The sequence below is a fragment of the Kribbella sp. DT2 genome (assembly GCF_049844575.1).
GTDB lineage: Bacteria > Actinomycetota > Actinomycetes > Propionibacteriales > Kribbellaceae > Kribbella.
On record NZ_JBNCLH010000018.1, the window covers coordinates 24,860 to 41,753 of the forward strand.

Sequence of the window (16,894 nt, forward strand, 5' to 3'; positions counted from 1 at the left end):
GGACACGGCCCTGACACAGGGCTGACACGGGGAGAGGTGCTAGCTGATCCTGAGCGAGGCCTGCAGGCCGATGTGGTCGGACAGGTAGTCCGGGCCGCTGGGCAGGGTGCGCTTCTCGGTGAACAGCAGGTCGGTTGCGTCGACCTGGATCGCGTCGGTGACGAGGATGAAGTCGATGCAGTGCGCCGTGCTCCCCGCCGGGAGGTACTCGGCGTGGAAGGTGGGTGGGCAGCTGCCGGCGAACGCGTCGCGGAGACCGGATCGCTGCCGGAGCTCGGGGTGCAGGGAGCTTTCCCGCGCGACGTTGAAGTCTCCGCAGACGACTGCGGGTGCGGTGTCGGCTGCAACTGTCTGCGCGAGCGCGGTGAGCTGGGCGTGCTGCAGTTCGCGGAAGCGGTTGTGCTCCGACCAGTCGCCGTCGGTGTTGGCCGTCGGGTGCAGGTTGAGCACGCGGAGCGGGCTGCCGGCCAGGCGCACGGTGAGGATCCCGCTGCGGAAGGAGTGGAGTCTGGCGCGAACGGGGATCCGTGACCGGCGGGTGGCTGACGGGAGGCGGGCGTACGTCGTACCGGTCAATCGTCGTCGCGACAACGTGACCAGACCGGCTGCTGGGCCGGCGATCGATCGGCGGAAGGCGGCGTACGGGAAGGACGGCATTCCCCGGCGTAGCTGAGCGAGCCGGCGGTAGGTGAACACCTCCTGCAGGCAGACCAGGTCGATGTCACCGGCGTCGAACCCTGCCGCGATCAGGGCGGTGCGTTCGGCGACGTTGGTGCGCTTCAGCGGTACGCCGCGCGTGTTGAGCGTGGCGACGGTCATGGTCGTCAGCGGGTGGCCGTTTCCTGGCGGCGGACCATTTCGGTGATCCAGGTCGGGGTCTCGGCTGTCTCAGTCACCTGAGCCACGCTACTGTTCGGCGGCTTTGGACTCCAGTACGACGAGTTGCTGCGTCGCCCGGGTCATCGCGACGTACCGGTCGACGGCGCCCTCGATGCCCTCGCCGAAGGAGGCCGGGTCGACCAGCACGACCAGGTCGAACTCGAGGCCCTTGGCAAGGATCGGGGTCAGGGAACGGACCCGCGTGGTCCCCTCGAAGGTCGGGTCACCGATGACGCAGGCAACGGAATCGGGGTGCTCCGACAACCATCGCTCGATGATCTCGTCCCGTGAGGAGGCGTTGCCGTGGACAACGGGCAGTCCGCTGTCGCGGATCGAGGTCGGCACGTTCGCGTCCGGCAGGACGGCGCGGATCACCGGCTCGGCCTCGGTCATGACCTCCGACGGCGTGCGGTAGTTGACGGTCAGACCGGCCAGCTCGACCCGGTCCAGCCCGACGCGGTGCAGCCGCTCCTCCCAGGTCTCGGTGAAGCCGTGCCGGGCCTGGGCACGGTCGCCGACGATCGTGAAGCTCCGCGACGGGTTGCGCAGCAGGAGCATCTGCCACTCGGCGTCGGTCAGCTCCTGCGCCTCGTCCACGACGATGTGCGCGAACGGTCCGGCCAGCTCGTCGGGGTCGGGCGTCGGCAGTGCGCCCTCGTCGATCAGCGCCTCCTGGAGATCGCCGTGGACCAGGCTCTGCACGAGCCCCTCACCGTCGTCGGCCGCGCGGAGCCGGTCGATCACCTCGGACATCCGCTCGCGCTCGGCCGCGGCGACGGCGCGCTGACGGCGCTTCCGCCGGGACGACTCCGGATCGCCGAGCCGCTGCCGGGCGGCGTCGAGCAGCGGCAGGTCGGACACCGTCCACGCGTAGGGATCGTTGCGCTGCAGCAGCCGGACCTCGTCGGGCTCCAGCCAAGGAGCGCAGCGGCGCAGGTACGCCGGTACGGACCACAGATCCGCGACCAGGTCGGTCGGTTCGAGCAGCGGCCAGGCCCGGTCGAAGGTGTCGCGGAGTACCTCGTTGCGCTGCAGCGACCGGCGTACCTGGTCGAGCGAGATCTCCTCGTCGTCCTCGTCGAGCTTGTCCAGCAGGATCGTGAGCAGCTCCTCCCAGGCCAGGTCGCGCCCCTCGTTGTGCGGCGTACCGGCGTCGACGGAGCCGAAGGCCTCGGCCCAGTCGCTGACGCTGAGGTAGAGGTCGGCCCAGTCGGTCTCGACGACCAGCGGCTTGGCCGGCGGCTCCTCGTACAGCGCGGCGGCGGGCTCGATCGCCTCGACCATTCGTGCCGTGGACTTCAGCCGCAGGACTGCGTGATCGGCTTCCGGACCGGCGGTCGCACCTTCGGGCAACAAGTCCCGAAGCGTGCAGGTCTGGACACCTTCCTCGCCGAGGCTGGGCAGGACGTCGGAGACGTAGGCCAGGTACGGCTGGTGAGGACCGATGAACAGGACGCCGCCCCGCCGCTGCTCCAGGCGCGGATCGGAGTACAGCAGGTACGCCGACCGGTGCAGCGCCACGACGGTCTTGCCGGTGCCCGGACCGCCGTCGACGACGAGCGCCCCGCGCGAGCTGGCGCGGATGATCGCGTCCTGGTCGGACTGGATCGTGCCGAGCACGTCGCGCATCCGGTCCGACCGGTTGCTGCCGAGGCTCGCGATGAACGCCGACTGGTCGTCGAGCGCCGCCGCGTGCCCCTCGAACCCGTCGGCGGTGAACACCTCGTCCCAGTAGTCGCTGATCCGGCCGCGGGTCCAGCGGTACCGGCGGCGGAAGACCAGGTCCATCGGCTTCGCGTGGGTCGCGCCGAAGAACGGCTCGGCCGCGGGGGAGCGCCAGTCGATCAGCAGCCGCGTCCCGTCGGTGTCGGTCAGACCGAGCCGGCCGACGTACACGGGCTCGCCGTCGGCGGCGACCATCTGGCCGAGGCACAGGTCGAGGCCGAACCGGCGCAAGGTCCGCAGGCGCGAGGTCAGCCGATGGATCTCCAGGTCACGATCCAGAGCCTCCTGGCCCGTGCCGCCCGGGGACTTGCGGATCTCGTCGAGGCGCTCGGACAGGTCGGCGATCGACTTGTCGAGGCTGGCGGCGATGGCCGCGAAGTGCTGCTCGTCGCGTCCGATCAGGGCCGGGTCGTTCTTGGCGGGGTGGCCGGCGAGGTCGAAGGCGCTGGTCGTTCCCACAGACATGGGGCTCCGTTTCGTCCGAATTTCTGGTCCGGTCGATGATTGTGAGCTATGAAGTGGGCCTTGCGGCAAGTCCCCCTGTGCGTTATAAGTTAGTTGTGGCAAGGAAAACATTTCCTTGCCGCTTTTTTGTGCCCGGGTGTGTGATGGCTGAATGAGCGACCAGGGGTATCTGCTCGACAACCAGCAAGTCCAGGCCGGACAACGGTTCGCGGCTCTGTCCGAACTGCTCGACCCGGTGACGTTCCGGCATCTCGCGGCGACCGGCCTGACCGCCGGATGGTCCTGCTGGGAGGTCGGCGCCGGCGGGCCCGGCGTACCGGACTGGCTCGCGGCGCAGGTCGGGCCGTCGGGGCGGGTCGTTGCCACCGACATCGATACGGCGTGGATGCCGGGCGATGCGCCGTACGACGTACTGCGGCACGACGTCGGCGCCGACGCGCCGCCGGGGGAGTTCGACCTGATCCACGCGCGGCTCGTGCTGACGCACGTGCCGCGGCGGGCCGAGGCGCTGGCCGCGATGGTCGGGGCGCTGAAGCCGGGCGGCCGGCTCGTGCTCGAGGACGCGGATCCGGCGCTGCAGCCGCTGATCTGCCCGGACGAGTTCGGGCCGGCGCAGGAGCTGGCGAACCGGTTGCGTCGGGGGTTCCGGAGCTTGATGGCGGAGCGCGGGGCGGAGCTGGCGTTCGGGCGGACACTGCCGCGGTTGCTGCGCGGGGCGGGGCTGGCCGACGTACAGGCTGATGCGTACTTCCCGATCACCTCACCGGCCTGTACGACGCTCGAACTCGCTACCGTGCAACAGATCCGGGAGCGGTTGGTTGCCGCGGGCCTCGCGACCGAGGCGGAGATCGCGGAGCACCTGGAGAATGTTGCCTCAGGCAAGCTCGATCTCGCGACAGCGCCGCTGATCTCGGCCTGGGGCCGACGGGGATAGAGTCGCGAGCATGGCGACCGACGTACGTTCCGACCTGGCTCCCACCGGCGTGCTGCGCGCGTCGATCAACCTCGGCAACCCGGTGCTCGCGCAGGGCACGCCCGAGCAGCCGGGCGGGGTGACCGTCGACATCGCCCGGGAGCTCGCGCTCCGGCTCGAGGTGCCGGTCGAGTTCGTCTGCTTCCAGGCCGCGAAACAGTCCTTCGAGGCGCTGGCCGATGGTCGGGCGGACCTGGGGTTCCTCGCGATCGAGCCGGCGCGCGCCGACCAGCTCGCCTTCACGCCGCCGTACGTGATCATCGAGGGGGTGTACGTCGTTCCTGAGAGCTCCCCGGTCAGCACGCCTGCCGAGGTGGATCGGGTCGGCACCAGGGTCGGCGTCAAGGAAGGCTCGGCGTACGACCTCTTCCTCACCCGGACCCTGCAGCACGCCACGATCGTCCGTGGCGCCGAAGGCGTGGACCTCTTCCACGCCGAGTCCCTCGACGCCGGCGCCGGGATCCGCAAGCCGGTCGAGGAGTTCGTCGCGCGGACCCCCGGCACCCGCGTGATCCAGGACCGTTTCATGGAGATCCGCCAAGCGGTCTGCACGCCCAAACGCCACGCGGACACCACGATCTGGCTCAGCGACCAGATCGAGCAGCTGAAGGCCAGCGGCTTCGTCGCCGACTCCCTGAAGCGCTCCGGCCGCCTGGACGCCGCGGTCGCTCCACTCAGCGACTAGCAGTCACCAGGCCGACGGACTTCCGGACGAAGAAGTACCCGTCGGCGTCGATCTTTGCTTGTACCTGCTCACGCGTGGCGGCCTGCTGTGCCGGGTCCAACGGCCCGCTGGTGAGGCTGTCGAGATAGGCCAGCACCGGTTCGGCCGTCGGCACCCGCAGGTCGTCCGGGAAGTCCTCGACGGCCACGTCGGTGAAGTGCTCGGCGACCAACGCCTCGGCGGTCTCGGTCACGAGATCGTTCAAGACCATCCCGCGCAGCAGGTCCGGCCGCCCGACAGCCGGCCCGAGGTCCAGCAGCTCGGCCAGGTGCTCCCGCCCGTTGAGCGCCGCCACCAACCGCCCACCCGGCCGAAGCACCCGAGCGAACTCCGCCAGCGCCACCGACGGATCGTCCAGGTGGTAGAGCATGTGGTTCGCGATCACCAGATCGAAACTCGCGTCCGCGAACGGCAAACGCTCCGCATCAGCCCGCCGTACGACGGCACCGGGCACCCGCCGCAGCTCCTCGCACATGGCATCCGAAGCATCGGTCAACGTCAGCCGCGCCCCACCAGCAGAAACCTCACCCCACAACTTCCCGGTCCCCGCCCCCACCTCCAACACATCCCCGCGCGGCTCCAGCCGCTCACCCAACCACCCGAACCACCCCTGCGGATTGGTGCTGAACTCGTGCAAGGCCATCCGGGCCTTCAGTCGATCAGAACCAACGTACTGAGCAGCAGCGTGCGCGGCGGGGGTCGTCATGGCTCCACCGTAGATCGTCAGCCCGTGTGGCGGGTGAAGGCGGTGAGTGCACGGCTCAGTCCGACCGGACCACCGTGCTGATCACGTCGTTGAACGCCTCGGTCGAGGACGGGTGGGTGAAGATCGAGCTCTGCAGCGTGGTCGCCGTGACGCCCTGGCGCATCGCCAGCGCGACCACGTTGACCAGCTCCTGCGCGTCGACGCTGAGCAGGGCCGCCCCGAGGATCTGGTCGGTGTCCAGGTCGATCACGAACTTCATCGCGCCCCGGGTCTCCTCGACGATGTACGCCCGCGGCATCGCGACGATCTCCGCGACCGGCTGGTACCCGATCTTGATCCGGTGCCCGGCCGCGCGGGCCGCCTTCTCGGTCAGCCCGACGGTCGCCAGCGGCGGCGACATGAACAGCGTCTGCGGTACGGCGACGCGGTCGGTCGTGGTCCGCTTGCCCTCGCCGATCAGCTGGTCGAGCACGATCCGGCTGTCGTCGAGCGAGATGTAGGTGAACTGCGGCCCGCCGTTGACGTCGCCGAGCGCGAAGATGTGCGGCCGGCTGGTGCGCAGGTGCTCGTCGACCTCGACCGCGCCGCTGGCCGTCGTACGGACGCCGGCGTTGTCCAGCTTCAGCGCCGCCGTCGCCGGGCGCCGCCCGGTCGCGGAAAGGATCGCGTCCGCGGTCACCGTGTGCTCGCGACCGTCCTTCTCGTAAACCACGGTGTCCGAGTCGCGGATCTCCAGCACCCGCGCACCGGGCACGATCCGGACGCCTTCGTCGGTCAGGATCCGCTCGGCGACCGCGGCGATGTCGTCGTCCTCGCGGCCGAGGATCCGCGGCGACGCCTCGAGCACGGTCACCTGCGACCCGAACCGCCGGTAGATCGAGGCGAACTCGATGCCGAGGTAGCCACCGCCGATCACGACCAGCCGGTCGGGCAGGTGGGTGGTGTGGATCAGGTCGACGTTCGTCATCGTCAGCGGGCTGTCCCGCAGGCCCGGGACGTCCGGGATCACCGGCTCGGACCCGGTGTTGATCAGGATCGTCTCGCCGCGCACCTCGACCCGGCCGGCGCCGGTCTCGACCGCGACCGTGTGCTCGTCGACGAACGACGCCTCGCCGGTGATCACGGTGATCGTCTCGGCGCCGTCCAGGGCCTCGAAGTTGCCGGCCCGGAACGACGAGGTGATCGCCTGGACCTCCCCGACGGCCCGCTCGAACCACTCCTGCGGCGGGTCGTTCGCGCGGCGCTTGCCGGAGCGGTGCACCAGCGCCTTGGTCGGAACGCAGCCCACGTTCGGGCAGGTGCCGCCGTACATCTGGTCGGACCGCTCGATCAGTACGACGCGACGCCCGAGACGGCCGAGCGTCTCGGCGGCGATCTTGCCGCCCTTGCCGAAACCGATCACCACGACGTCGGCCCGGAGCAGGTTCTCTGAGGTCATGTCTGGAGTGTCGCTCGTACACTTGATCCGGACCAGTCGTTCCCAACTCAGATTCCGGTCGTATCGTCTCATGGACTCCATCAGCCATCTGCTCCAACTAGCCGGCCTGCAGGCCACCCTCGACAAGCGCTGCCTGCTCTCCGCCGCGACCGAGATGAAGGTCCCGGCGTACGGCGAGACGGACGCGACGTTCCACCTGCTGCTCGACGGCGAGTGCACGCTCGAGCTGCCCTCGGGCTCCTACCCGTTGCGGGCGGGAGAGGCCGTGATCCTGCCGGGGAGCTCGCCGCACTTCGTCCGGACCCAGGGGGTCGAGCCGGTGCGCGGGGTGGTCGACATCCCGGGCCCGGCGTTCGGCACGATCCGCAGCCAGTACGACGGGGAGCCGGTCATCGACCTGTTCTGCGGCTACTACACCCCGGGCTCCGCCGCGGGCGCGATGCTGTTCCGCAGCCTGCCGGACCCGCTGATCGTGTCCGTCGCGGCCGACGAAGAGGCGATCCGCGCGCTCTGCACGATGATGCGCGGCGAGGCCGGCAACCCCGGTCCGGGGGCGGCCGCGATCCTGACGAGCCTGTGCGAAGCGCTGCTGGCGATGATCCTGCGGCGCTCGGGCCTGACCGCGACCCCGCTGTGGACGGCCGTCGAGGATCCGCGGATCGCGGACGCGATCGACGCCGTCCTGCGGGAGCCGGGCGCGGACTGGTCGGTCGAGCGGCTCGCGCAGGTGGCGTCGATGTCGCGGGCAACCTTCGTCCGGCACTTCGGCAAGCACACCGGGACGACGGTCAACGGGCTCGTCACCCGGATCCGGATGATGGTCGCCGCCGACCTGCTCGGCCGCGAGGGCGGCGAGGAGCACACCGTCGCGACGGTCGCGGCCAAGGTCGGCTACCAGTCGGAGTCGGCCTTCAGCCGGGCCTTCCAGCAGGCCACCGGCAGTACGCCGGGCCGGTTCCGGCGGCTCCCATAGATCCCGACTGGCCGTCGGGACGGTATCCGGTATACCATTGGCGACTAATCGAATAGCTACACTAACTGAAGAGCAAGTGGAGGGGAGTATTCCCCCCGAGTCCGCCGCGGTCGTGTCGCATCACGCCGTACGGGCTCGCAACGGCAGTGTCGTCATCACGGAAGGCCTGGGCGGCCGACCCGGTGCTGCCGGTCCGGGCGTCCCGCCCGGGCGGAAGAGACCTCCGGACCAGGTGCTGTCTGTCGTCGTCCGGAGGAACCGTCATGGTCTCTGTCATGTCCCCTGCCGTCTGGGTGCTCACGATCGTCGGGTTGCTGGCGATCGTCGCCTTCGACCTGATCGTGATCGCGCGCCGCAAACACACCGTCACGATCAAGGACGCCACCCGGTGGGTGCTGTTCTACATCGGTCTGGCGGCGTTGTTCGCGATCGCGCTGTTCGCCTTCAGTCCCGGCGCGAGCGGGGGAGAGTTCGTCGCCGGCTACATCACCGAGTACAGCCTGAGCGTCGACAACCTGTTCGTGTTCGTGATCATCATGGCCCGGTTCGCGGTGCCGTCACTGGCCCAGGACAAGGTGCTCTACATCGGCATCGTGGTCTCGATGCTGCTCCGCGCGGTGTTCATCCTGGCCGGCGCGGCCGCGATCGCGGCGGCCAGCTGGGTGTTCTACATCTTCGGCGCGTTCCTCGTCTACACCGCCGTACGGCTGGCGCTCGAGGGTGAGAACGACGAGCAGGACTTCCAGGAGAACGTCGTCATCCGCGGGATGCGCAGGATCCTCCCGCTGACCCACGACTACGACGGCAGCAAGCTCGTCACCCGGGTCGACGGCCGCCGGATGCTCACCCCGCTGGTGATCGTGATCTCCGCGATCGGGATGGCGAACGTGATCTTCGCGCTCGACTCGATCCCGGCCATCTTCGGCCTCACCCAGGACGCCTACGTCGTGCTGACCGCCAACGCGTTCGCGCTGATGGGCCTGCGGCAGCTGTACTTCCTGATCGGCGGCCTGCTGGAGCGGGTGATCTACCTGAACGTCGGCCTGTCGGTGATCCTCGCGTTCATCGGCGTCAAGCTGATCATCGAGGCGCTGCACGGCTCGCACATCGACGACATCGGCGCGATCCACCTGCCGCACATCGGCATCGCCACCTCGCTCGGCTTCATCGCCGGCACGCTGCTCGTCACCACCGTCGCCAGCCTGATCAAGTCCGGCTACGACCGGCGCCGCCTGGAGACCGAGGCCGACTGACCCTCCCGCGGGCGACGTGCTCGTCGGCGCTGCCGCGCAACGGCGCTGTTTTCGCCCGTGGTTCACCCGGTTGATCCCCGTCGTCAGGGGTACCATCGAAGTGCCTGGCCCGGCCGTTCCCCCGTGATGGTCGGGTCAGGACTTTGTCCGGACGAGACCCGCCACGGCGAGGCCCGAGGGACCGATGAACACGACAGAGCCCGTCGCCCGGACATCGTGTACGTCGACGGAAGCCGGGCGCCGTCGCGTAGTGGTGGCTTCGGCTCGTTCGACCTGGCGCTGGGATGCGAGATCGCCGGCGCGGTCGCGCGCATGCACCGCCTGACCTGGGAGCTGCGCCTACCGGTACGACGCGCTGAACGGGCTGATCCGCTGCGCAGGGTCGAGGAGTTTCTGGAGACTGTCCAGGGGTGGCACGGCCGGGAAATTGTTCCTGGGGTGGAGGAGCTCGTCAGCGGACTGGCCGAGGTGTCCTCGCGGGTGCGCTCGGTTCTGGAGCGTGAGCAGGAGATTCCTTCCGGGCTGGTGCACGCGGACATCACCGAGACGAACGTCCTGGTGGATCAGGACGGACACCTGCTGGCGCTGCTCGACTTCGACGACTGCCTGGACTCCTACCGCCTGTACGACCTCTGCTCGGTGGTGTCGTCGTGGGGTCTGGACGACGAACGACGGCTGGACGTCGAGCGAGCTGCGCGGCTGATCTCGGCGTACACGGAAGCGAGGCCGGTCACGCAGGCTGAGCAGCAGGTGCTGCCGGGGTTGCTGATGGTCTACGTCGCTGCCGGGGGTTGTGAGTTCCTCACCGGGGTCTGGGAACGCAAGGCCTTCGTCGACGGGGTGAGCGACAGTTTCGCGGCGACGACTTTTCTGTCGCTGCTCGGGGACACGCCCTGGCAGGACTCGTTGCGGGATGCGTGCGTCGTCGCGGACCAGCGGTGAGGGTCAGGTGACCGGCTGCCGTCCTCCTCCTCGGCGCTGATCACCCAGCCGGCCAGCCGGCCAGCCGATCGCCGTCGGACTCGTCCCACCAGCGCATCGCCGTGCAGCCGATCAGCTGGTCGTTGTCCAGGGCAACAAACTCCGGGGTGAAGCCGCCCGGACGGCGTCCACGCCGTCGGTCACCGCGAGCGCGCGCAGGTCTATGGGCGCCGATTATCCCGGTGCGCCGGCCGGAGCGTACCGGGATAATGGCCGGATGCCTCCCGCGCCGTACGACGTCGCCGCCCTGCTCGGTCTTCCGGTCGAGAAGCTCGAGGAGGTCCAGCGCACCGATCCGGGCGATCCCGGCAACGGCGTGTGGTTCCTGTGGACCGGCGGTGGGGAGTGTGTCGTCCTCCGGCGGTACCACGTGCTGCGCACCAAGCTGGACCTGCTGTTCGAGGCCAAGGTGCTCGCGCATCTCACCCATCGAGGCTGGAACGTGCCGAGCACGGTCGCCGGGCCGATCGCGTACGGCGAACGCCTGTGGGCCGCGACGCGTTTTGTGCCGGGGGAGGCACGGCGCAACGAGACGCCCGAGCAGCGGGCCGAGCGGGGTGCGGTGCTGGCACGGCTGCACGCGGATCTGCGGGACCTCGAGATCGACCTTCCGCAGCGCGAGGGGTTCTTCCAGGGCTGCGACCTGGTGGCGATGGGCAACTTCCAGGACTGGGCGCCGGGTGTCGCCGGACTGCGGTCGCAGCGGCCCGATCTGGCGGACTGGGCCGACCGCGCGATGGCCGGCGGCATCGAACTGGTTGCTGAGCGCAACTTGCTGGACCTGCCGCAGACGGTCGTGCACGGCGACTTCGCGGAGTGGAACGTGCACTTCGATCCGCTCGGCGTGATCGACTTCGACCTGGCCCACACCGACAGCCGGAGCTGGGAGTTCGTGATGGCGCGCGTGCACCGCTCGCCGGAGCTGCTCACGGCGTACCAGCAGAAGGCGACCGAGCTGGGCATCCCCTTGTCGGCCGAGGAGCTGGCCGCGATCGAGCCGCTGGAGCGGATCTTCCGCATCAACATGGTGATGGCCGACCTGTGGACCGGCCAGCACGCCGGCCGCTTCAACCTCGAGTCGATCGAGCACCAGCTGGGTCGCACCGGCTGGCCGCGCCCCTGACACACTTCGCCCATGCCCAACCTGACCGCCCCGGCCCTGCCGGCCGGGACCCTGCGGCAGATGCCCCAGCCGCGACTCACAGGTCTACGCCCGTGGCGCGAAGCCGACACTCCAGCCGTGCGCGAAGCCTTCAGTGATGCGGGGACCCAGCGGTGGCACGTCCTGCGGATCGACGACGACGCCGAAGCGCTCGCCTGGATCGCGCGGTGGCCGCGGCGTTGGGCGGCGGAAGAAGCAGCCAGCTGGGCGATTGTCAGCGACGATCAGGCCATCGGCCAGATCGGGCTGCGCCAGATCAGCCTGTACGAGGCCAAGGCGCACATCTCCTACTGGACACTTCCGGCCGCGCGCGGCCGAGGGCTGGCCGGGCAGGCCGTGCGGACGCTGACCGACTGGTGCTTCGGGACGCTCCGGTTGCACCGGTTGTCGATCGAGCACTCGGTGCACAACGAGAGCTCATGCCGGGTCGCATCCAAGGCCGGGTTTCCCCTGGAGGGCACGTTGTGCGGGTCGATGCTGCACGCCGACGGCTGGCACGACGCTCACAGTCACGGGCGGCTGCGCGGGGACTGACAAGTCCTGACATACTCGGACCGTTTGCCGTCCCCGAGCCCGCCAGGAGAGTCATGTCCGACGCGCCGTTGCGCATCATTCAGGTCGGGGCGGGCTCGATGGGCCGGACCTGGCTGCACACGATCGCCAACTCTCCGGACACCGACCTGGTCGGGCTGGTCGATCTGGATCTGGGGCTGGCGCAGCGGATCAGTGAGGACGAGCTGGCGGCGCTGGTCCCGGTCGCGCGCAGCTTGACCGAGCTGAAAGAGCTGACCGGCGCCGACGCCGTGGTCAACGTGACCGTGCCGGGGGCGCACAACGTGGTCAACGAGGAGGCGCTGCGGGCCGGTCTTCCGGTGCTCTGCGAGAAGCCGATCGCGCCGACCGTTGCCGACGCGCAGTACATCGCCGGCGTTGCCGAGGAGACCGGGCAGCTGCTGATGATCAGCCAGTCCCGCCGGTACCTCAACCAGTTCACCGCGCTTCGGCAGGCGACCGCCGAGCTCGGCCGGATCGCGAGCGTGTCCTGCGAGTTCGCCAAGGCGCCGCACTTCGGCGGGTTCCGCGAGGAGATGCCGCACCCGTTGCTGGTCGACATGGCGATCCACCAGTTCGACTCGACCCGCGCCCTGCTCGGCGCCGATCCGGTCAGCGTGTACTGCGAGTCGTACAACCCCGGCTGGAGCTGGTTCGCCGGGGACGCCGCGGCGACCGCGATCTTCGAGTTCCCCGGCGGCGCGCGGTTCGTCTTCCGCGGCAGCTGGGTCGCTCCAGGGCAGGAGACGTCCTGGAACAGCCACTGGCGAGTGAGCGGAGAGCGCGGTACCGCGTTGTGGGACGGCGATAACACTCCCTCGACCGGTGACCCGCTGCAACCGGTCGCTGTCGGGCAGGAGCCCGAGCAGACCGCCGGCTCGCTGGCCGAGTTCGTCGCGTGCGTGCGCACCGGTACGCCGTCGCAGTCCGATGCGCGCGGCAACGTCGCGTCGCTGGCCATGGTCGAGGCGGCGGTCCGCTCGGCCACCGAGCGCCGCCGGGTCGAGCTCGGCGAGGTCGTCGGCGGCTGATCGTCAAAGTCTTGACATAGTCGGCGAAAACCAGTTGACTGCGACATAGTTAACACCAGAAATAAACTGGTACGGACCGGAGGCGACCGCTCAGAACGCCTCCGTTCCGTTCGCGGTACTGCCCGGATCCACTGGCGGGGCCAGTGGATCCTTTCGGCGTTCCCGGAACCCCTGGGTGCCCTCGGCAATCACCGGAACACCTTACAAACAAGGGGTTTCGCCGAGTTGGTCAACATCGGATATCGACCGGCGTGGTGGCTCTTCCGCAACGCCGGGTTCTGTGTCATTCTCCCGGAGAAGAGTTCCGAGATCCTATCGGATATCGGTTTCGCTGCAAGCGGTACGCGAGTCGTCACAGCACGTGCAGGACCAGGAAAGGGATTCGGCGAGTGAGTGGAACGATCGAGGTGAACCCCGCACCCCCGGCGCCGGTGGTGAAACAGGCGGTGACCAGTATCCGCCGCCGGCCGACCCGCCGGGCGGCGGCGAGCCGGAGCTTCCGGCGGCACTGGCAGCTCTACCTGCTGATCCTGCTCCCGGTCGCGTACTTCGTGATCTTCAAGTACATCCCGATCTCCAACGCGGTGATCGCGTTCAAGAACTACAGCCCGATCAAGGGCCCGTGGGGCAGCGACTGGGTCGGCTTCAAGAACTTCGAGCTGTTCTTCGACAACCCGGTCTTCTGGACGCTGCTGAAGAACACCTTCGGCCTGGCCCTCTACACCGTGCTGGCCAGCTTCCCGATCCCGATCATCCTGGCGCTGGCCCTGAACGAGATCCGCCAGGGCGTGTTCAAGAAGACCGTCCAGCTGGTCACCTACGCGCCGTACTTCATCTCCACCGTCGTGGTGGTCTCGATGACGCTGCTGGTGCTGTCACCGCGGCTGGGGTTCGTCAACGACGCGATCGGCCTGTTCGGCATACCAGCGGTCGACTTCCTCGGTGACCCGAACTACTTCCGGCACATCTACGTCTGGTCCGACGTCTGGCAGACCACCGGGTACTCCGCGGTGATCTACCTGGCCGCGCTGGCCGGCATCGACCCGGCGCTGCACGAGTCGGCCCGGATCGACGGCGCCAGCCGGCTGCAGCGGATCTGGAACGTCGACCTGCCCGGCATCATGCCGACCGCGGTGATCATCCTGGTCCTCGGCGTCGGCAACATCATGTCGATCGGGTTCGAGAAGGTCTTCCTGCTGCAGAACCCGCTGAACCTGGCCCAGTCGGAGATCATCGCGACCTACGTCTACAAGACCGGTCTGCTGAACGCCGACTTCTCGATGGCGACCGCGATCGGGCTGTTCAACTCCGTGGTCAACCTCTTCCTGCTGCTGGTGGTCAACTTCGCCGCCAAGCGGATCACCGGAAACGGACTCTGGTCATGACGACGACTACGACAACGCCCCGGACCGACACCAGGATCGAGGAGACCCGTGGCGACCAGATCTTCCTGATCGGCGTCAAGGTGATGCTCTGGATCGCCCTGATCGCGGTCGCGCTGCCGCTGATCTACATCGTGGCCAGTTCGTTCAGCTCCGCCTCGGCCGTCTCGGCCGGCCGGGTGCTGCTCTGGCCGGTCGAACCGAGCCTGCGCGCCTACCAGGAAGCGCTCGGGGATCCGGCCATCGTGCGCGGCTACGTGAACTCGCTGATCTACGCCGTCGGCGGCACGCTGATCAGCGTCTCGCTGACGATCGCGATCGCCTACCCGCTGTCGCGCAGCACGTTCTTCGGCCGCAACGTGATCATGACCGGGCTGATCTTCACCATGCTGTTCTCCGGCGGCCTGATCCCGACGTACCTGGTGGTGCAGGACCTGCACATGCTGGACACCCGGTGGGCGATGGTGATCCCGAGCGCGATCGGCGTGTGGCAGGTGATCATCGCGCGGACCTTCTTCCGTTCGACGATCCCCGACGACCTGTACGAGGCGGCCACCCTGGACGGCGCGAGCGACCTGCGCTTCCTGTGGTCGGTGGTGCTGCCGCTGTCCAAGCCGGTGATCGCGGTGATCGCCCTGATGTACGTGATCTTCCAGTGGAACAGCTACTTCGACGCGCTGGTCTACCTGAAGGACCCCTCGCTGTACCCGTTGCAGATCGTGCTGCGCAACGTCCTGATCCTCAACAAGTCGGGTATCGACGCCGGCGACCTGGCCGGAAAGCTGGAGCAGCAACAGCTGGCCAACGTTCTCAAGTACGCGCTGATCGTCATCTCGACGCTGCCCGTGCTCGTCATCTACCCGTTCGTCGCTCGCCACTTCACCAAGGGCGTGATGGTCGGCGCAGTCAAGGGCTAGCTGCCCAGCGGTAAGTACGTCCCCGAGAAAGGAACAAGGGAAATGCGCTCAACCATGGGCAAGGTGGCCGCGCTGGCGGTGGCCGCGACGCTGGCCGTCGCGGGCTGTTCGTCCGGCGACGACTCCGAGGACGGTGCGGCCAACGAGGTCAGCGCCGACGGCAAGGTCGTCATCGACACGCTGGCGCCGGCCGACCCGCGCACCAACCTGGACACCAACCTGGTCACCAAGGCGATCAGCGACAAGTTCAAGATCCAGTTCCGCTGGCAGACCACCACCTTCGACGGCGGACCGGCCAAGGAGAAGCGGCAGATCGCGCTGGCCAGCGGTGACTACCCCGACCTGTTCATGCTGATCCCCTGGGTGGACGGCTTCACCCAGGCCGAGGTACTCAAGCTCGGCGGCCAGGGTGTCGCGCTGCCGCTGGAGCAGCTGATCAAGGACAACGCGCCGAACATCCAGAAGGCGCTGGACGAGAACAAGACGCTGAAGGAGATGTCGACCGCCCCGGACGGTCACGTCTACGCGCTGCCGCAGTGGTCGGACTGCCAGCACTGCACCTATCCGGACAAGCTGTGGATCAACAGCGCCTGGCTGAAGAAGCTCGGTCTGCAGACGCCGAAGACCACCGAGGAGCTGCGCACGGTCCTGCGCGCGTTCAAGACCCAGGACCCGAACGGCAACGGCAAGGCCGACGAGATCCCGATGACGACCGACGTCCAGGACAGCAGCCTGATGGGCTACCTGATGAACGCGTTCGCCTACAACCCGGTCGGCGCCAACAACGGCGTCCGCTCGCTGCTCGCGCTGGACGGCGACAAGGTCGTCACGCCGGTGAACAAGCCGGAGTGGAAGGAGGGCCTGAAGTACATCAACTCGCTGTACAAGGAGGGCCTGATCGACCAGGGCTCGTTCACCCAGAACGCCGAGGCGCTGCAGGCCCTGGGCAACGACCCGAAGGCGGTCCGGGTCGGCTCGTCGCCGCTGCTGCACCCGGCGATCTTCGTCCAGCTCGGATCCAAGGACGGCCGGGACAAGCAGTACGACGCCGCGCCGCCGCTGACCGGTCCGAACGGCAAGAGCTTCACCGGCTACAACTACCCGAGCTCGACCGGCTACACCTTCATGCTGACCAACAAGGCCAGCAAGGAGGCGCAGGTCGCCGCGATCAAGATGCTCGACTACCTCTACAGCGACGAGGGCCGCAAGGTCGGCGTGATGGGCCCCGAAGGGGTCGGCTGGGTCAAGCCGCGGCCTGGTGACGTGGCGCTGGACGACAAGACCAAGGTCGCCTACTACCGCAAGGGCGAGACCGAGCACCCCACGAACATCTCCTGGGACGCGATGGCGCAGTACAACATCACCCAGGCGTACCGCAACGAGCAGGCCACGCCGAAGGACATCTACAGCGACGCCGGCTACGAGCGGCGCCTGTTCGAGGCCACCAAGCAGTACGTCGGCCACGAGGACAAGGCCCAGTGGTTCCCGCAGACCTCGGTCTGGCCGGACCCCGCGCTGGCCGGTGAGCTCGCCACGCTGCAGACGAACCTGAACAACTACGTCACGCAGAACCAGCTCGCCTTCATCACCGGGTCGAAGAACATCGACACCGGCTGGGACGAGTTCGTGAAGGGTCTCGACGGGACCGGGATGACCCGGTACCTGGAGATCCAGCAGCAGGCCTACGACAAGTACAAGTCCGGCTCCAAGTAACAAGCCACCCGAAGGAAGAC

The 16,894-nt window shown here is 68.4% G+C and carries 15 protein-coding genes; 11 read left to right on the forward strand and 4 right to left on the reverse strand.

Going from position 1 to position 16,894, the window contains the following annotated elements; genetic code table 11:
• Positions 1-39: 39 nt before the first annotated feature.
• Positions 40-819 carry an endonuclease/exonuclease/phosphatase family protein gene (locus ACLQ2O_RS40900; protein WP_425843095.1) on the reverse strand — a complete coding sequence of 260 codons (780 nt, stop codon included), beginning with the start codon at positions 817-819 and terminating at the stop codon, positions 40-42.
• 87 nt (positions 820-906) lie between these two features.
• The gene (gene helR, locus ACLQ2O_RS40905) at positions 907-3,069 is read right to left on the reverse strand and encodes an RNA polymerase recycling motor ATPase HelR (protein WP_425843097.1); all 2,163 of its coding nucleotides are present in this window, start codon (positions 3,067-3,069) and stop codon (positions 907-909) included.
• A 151-nt stretch (positions 3,070-3,220) separates the two neighbouring features.
• Here helR and ACLQ2O_RS40910 point away from each other — a divergent pair, with 151 nt between their 5' ends.
• The gene (locus ACLQ2O_RS40910) at positions 3,221-4,003 is read left to right on the forward strand and encodes a methyltransferase domain-containing protein (RefSeq protein ID WP_425843099.1); all 783 of its coding nucleotides are present in this window, start codon (positions 3,221-3,223) and stop codon (positions 4,001-4,003) included.
• Positions 4,004-4,013: 10 nt separating this feature from the next.
• Positions 4,014-4,727, forward strand: a complete 714-nt coding sequence (locus tag ACLQ2O_RS40915) for a transporter substrate-binding domain-containing protein (RefSeq protein WP_425843101.1) — start codon at positions 4,014-4,016, stop codon at positions 4,725-4,727.
• Here the strand turns inward: ACLQ2O_RS40915 and ACLQ2O_RS40920 are convergent.
• Both ACLQ2O_RS40920 and ACLQ2O_RS40925 read right to left on the reverse strand, forming a co-directional pair.
• Complete coding sequence (locus tag ACLQ2O_RS40920) at positions 4,717-5,472, reverse strand: class I SAM-dependent methyltransferase (RefSeq protein WP_425843103.1); 756 nt, start codon at positions 5,470-5,472, stop codon at positions 4,717-4,719. The genes ACLQ2O_RS40915 and ACLQ2O_RS40920 overlap by 11 nt on opposite strands.
• Before the next feature lie 55 nt (positions 5,473-5,527).
• Positions 5,528-6,910: an FAD-dependent oxidoreductase gene (locus ACLQ2O_RS40925; RefSeq protein ID WP_425843105.1), complete on the reverse strand. Its 1,383-nt coding sequence runs from the start codon at positions 6,908-6,910 to the stop codon at positions 5,528-5,530.
• A gap of 70 nt (positions 6,911-6,980) precedes the next feature.
• Here ACLQ2O_RS40925 and ACLQ2O_RS40930 point away from each other — a divergent pair, with 70 nt between their 5' ends.
• From ACLQ2O_RS40930 to ACLQ2O_RS40970, 9 genes are all read left to right on the forward strand, one after another.
• Entirely contained in the window at positions 6,981-7,883 is a 903-nt protein-coding gene (locus ACLQ2O_RS40930; protein ID WP_425843107.1) for an AraC family transcriptional regulator, read from the forward strand.
• Between the two features lie 275 nt (positions 7,884-8,158).
• Complete coding sequence (locus tag ACLQ2O_RS40935) at positions 8,159-9,136, forward strand: TerC/Alx family metal homeostasis membrane protein (protein WP_425843109.1); 978 nt, start codon at positions 8,159-8,161, stop codon at positions 9,134-9,136.
• Positions 9,137-9,352: 216 nt separating this feature from the next.
• Positions 9,353-10,078 carry a phosphotransferase gene (locus ACLQ2O_RS40940; protein ID WP_425843111.1) on the forward strand — a complete coding sequence of 242 codons (726 nt, stop codon included), beginning with the start codon at positions 9,353-9,355 and terminating at the stop codon, positions 10,076-10,078.
• Positions 10,079-10,334: 256 nt separating this feature from the next.
• Entirely contained in the window at positions 10,335-11,240 is a 906-nt protein-coding gene (locus ACLQ2O_RS40945; protein ID WP_425843113.1) for a phosphotransferase enzyme family protein, read from the forward strand.
• Between the two features lie 12 nt (positions 11,241-11,252).
• Positions 11,253-11,813, forward strand: a complete 561-nt coding sequence (locus tag ACLQ2O_RS40950; RefSeq protein WP_425843115.1) for a GNAT family N-acetyltransferase — start codon at positions 11,253-11,255, stop codon at positions 11,811-11,813.
• Between the two features lie 53 nt (positions 11,814-11,866).
• Positions 11,867-12,862, forward strand: a complete 996-nt coding sequence (locus ACLQ2O_RS40955; RefSeq protein ID WP_425843117.1) for a Gfo/Idh/MocA family protein — start codon at positions 11,867-11,869, stop codon at positions 12,860-12,862.
• A 389-nt stretch (positions 12,863-13,251) separates the two neighbouring features.
• Positions 13,252-14,247, forward strand: a complete 996-nt coding sequence (locus tag ACLQ2O_RS40960; RefSeq protein ID WP_425843119.1) for an ABC transporter permease — start codon at positions 13,252-13,254, stop codon at positions 14,245-14,247.
• Positions 14,244-15,161, forward strand: coding sequence for a carbohydrate ABC transporter permease (locus tag ACLQ2O_RS40965; protein WP_425843121.1), 918 nt, complete (start codon positions 14,244-14,246; stop codon positions 15,159-15,161). Before ACLQ2O_RS40960 ends, ACLQ2O_RS40965 begins: the two co-directional genes overlap by 4 nt.
• 42 nt (positions 15,162-15,203) lie before the next feature.
• Positions 15,204-16,874 (forward strand): ABC transporter substrate-binding protein, encoded by a 1,671-nt coding sequence (locus ACLQ2O_RS40970; protein WP_425843123.1) that lies wholly within the window; start codon positions 15,204-15,206, stop codon positions 16,872-16,874.
• Positions 16,875-16,894: the final 20 nt, after the last annotated feature.

Coding starts and splice junctions, on each gene's coding strand:
- helR (WP_425843097.1), bottom strand. CDS start 3,069: ATGTCTGTGGGAACGACCAGCGCCTTCGACCTCGCCGGCCACCCCGCC.
- ACLQ2O_RS40910 (WP_425843099.1), top strand. CDS start 3,221: ATGAGCGACCAGGGGTATCTGCTCGACAACCAGCAAGTCCAGGCCGGA.
- ACLQ2O_RS40925 (WP_425843105.1), bottom strand. CDS start 6,910: ATGACCTCAGAGAACCTGCTCCGGGCCGACGTCGTGGTGATCGGTTTC.
- ACLQ2O_RS40930 (WP_425843107.1), top strand. CDS start 6,981: ATGGACTCCATCAGCCATCTGCTCCAACTAGCCGGCCTGCAGGCCACC.
- ACLQ2O_RS40955 (WP_425843117.1), top strand. CDS start 11,867: ATGTCCGACGCGCCGTTGCGCATCATTCAGGTCGGGGCGGGCTCGATG.
- ACLQ2O_RS40950 (WP_425843115.1), top strand. CDS start 11,253: ATGCCCAACCTGACCGCCCCGGCCCTGCCGGCCGGGACCCTGCGGCAG.
- ACLQ2O_RS40935 (WP_425843109.1), top strand. CDS start 8,159: ATGTCCCCTGCCGTCTGGGTGCTCACGATCGTCGGGTTGCTGGCGATC.
- ACLQ2O_RS40945 (WP_425843113.1), top strand. CDS start 10,335: ATGCCTCCCGCGCCGTACGACGTCGCCGCCCTGCTCGGTCTTCCGGTC.
- ACLQ2O_RS40900 (WP_425843095.1), bottom strand. CDS start 819: ATGACCGTCGCCACGCTCAACACGCGCGGCGTACCGCTGAAGCGCACC.
- ACLQ2O_RS40970 (WP_425843123.1), top strand. CDS start 15,204: ATGCGCTCAACCATGGGCAAGGTGGCCGCGCTGGCGGTGGCCGCGACG.
- ACLQ2O_RS40965 (WP_425843121.1), top strand. CDS start 14,244: ATGACGACGACTACGACAACGCCCCGGACCGACACCAGGATCGAGGAG.
- ACLQ2O_RS40920 (WP_425843103.1), bottom strand. CDS start 5,472: ATGACGACCCCCGCCGCGCACGCTGCTGCTCAGTACGTTGGTTCTGAT.
- ACLQ2O_RS40915 (WP_425843101.1), top strand. CDS start 4,014: ATGGCGACCGACGTACGTTCCGACCTGGCTCCCACCGGCGTGCTGCGC.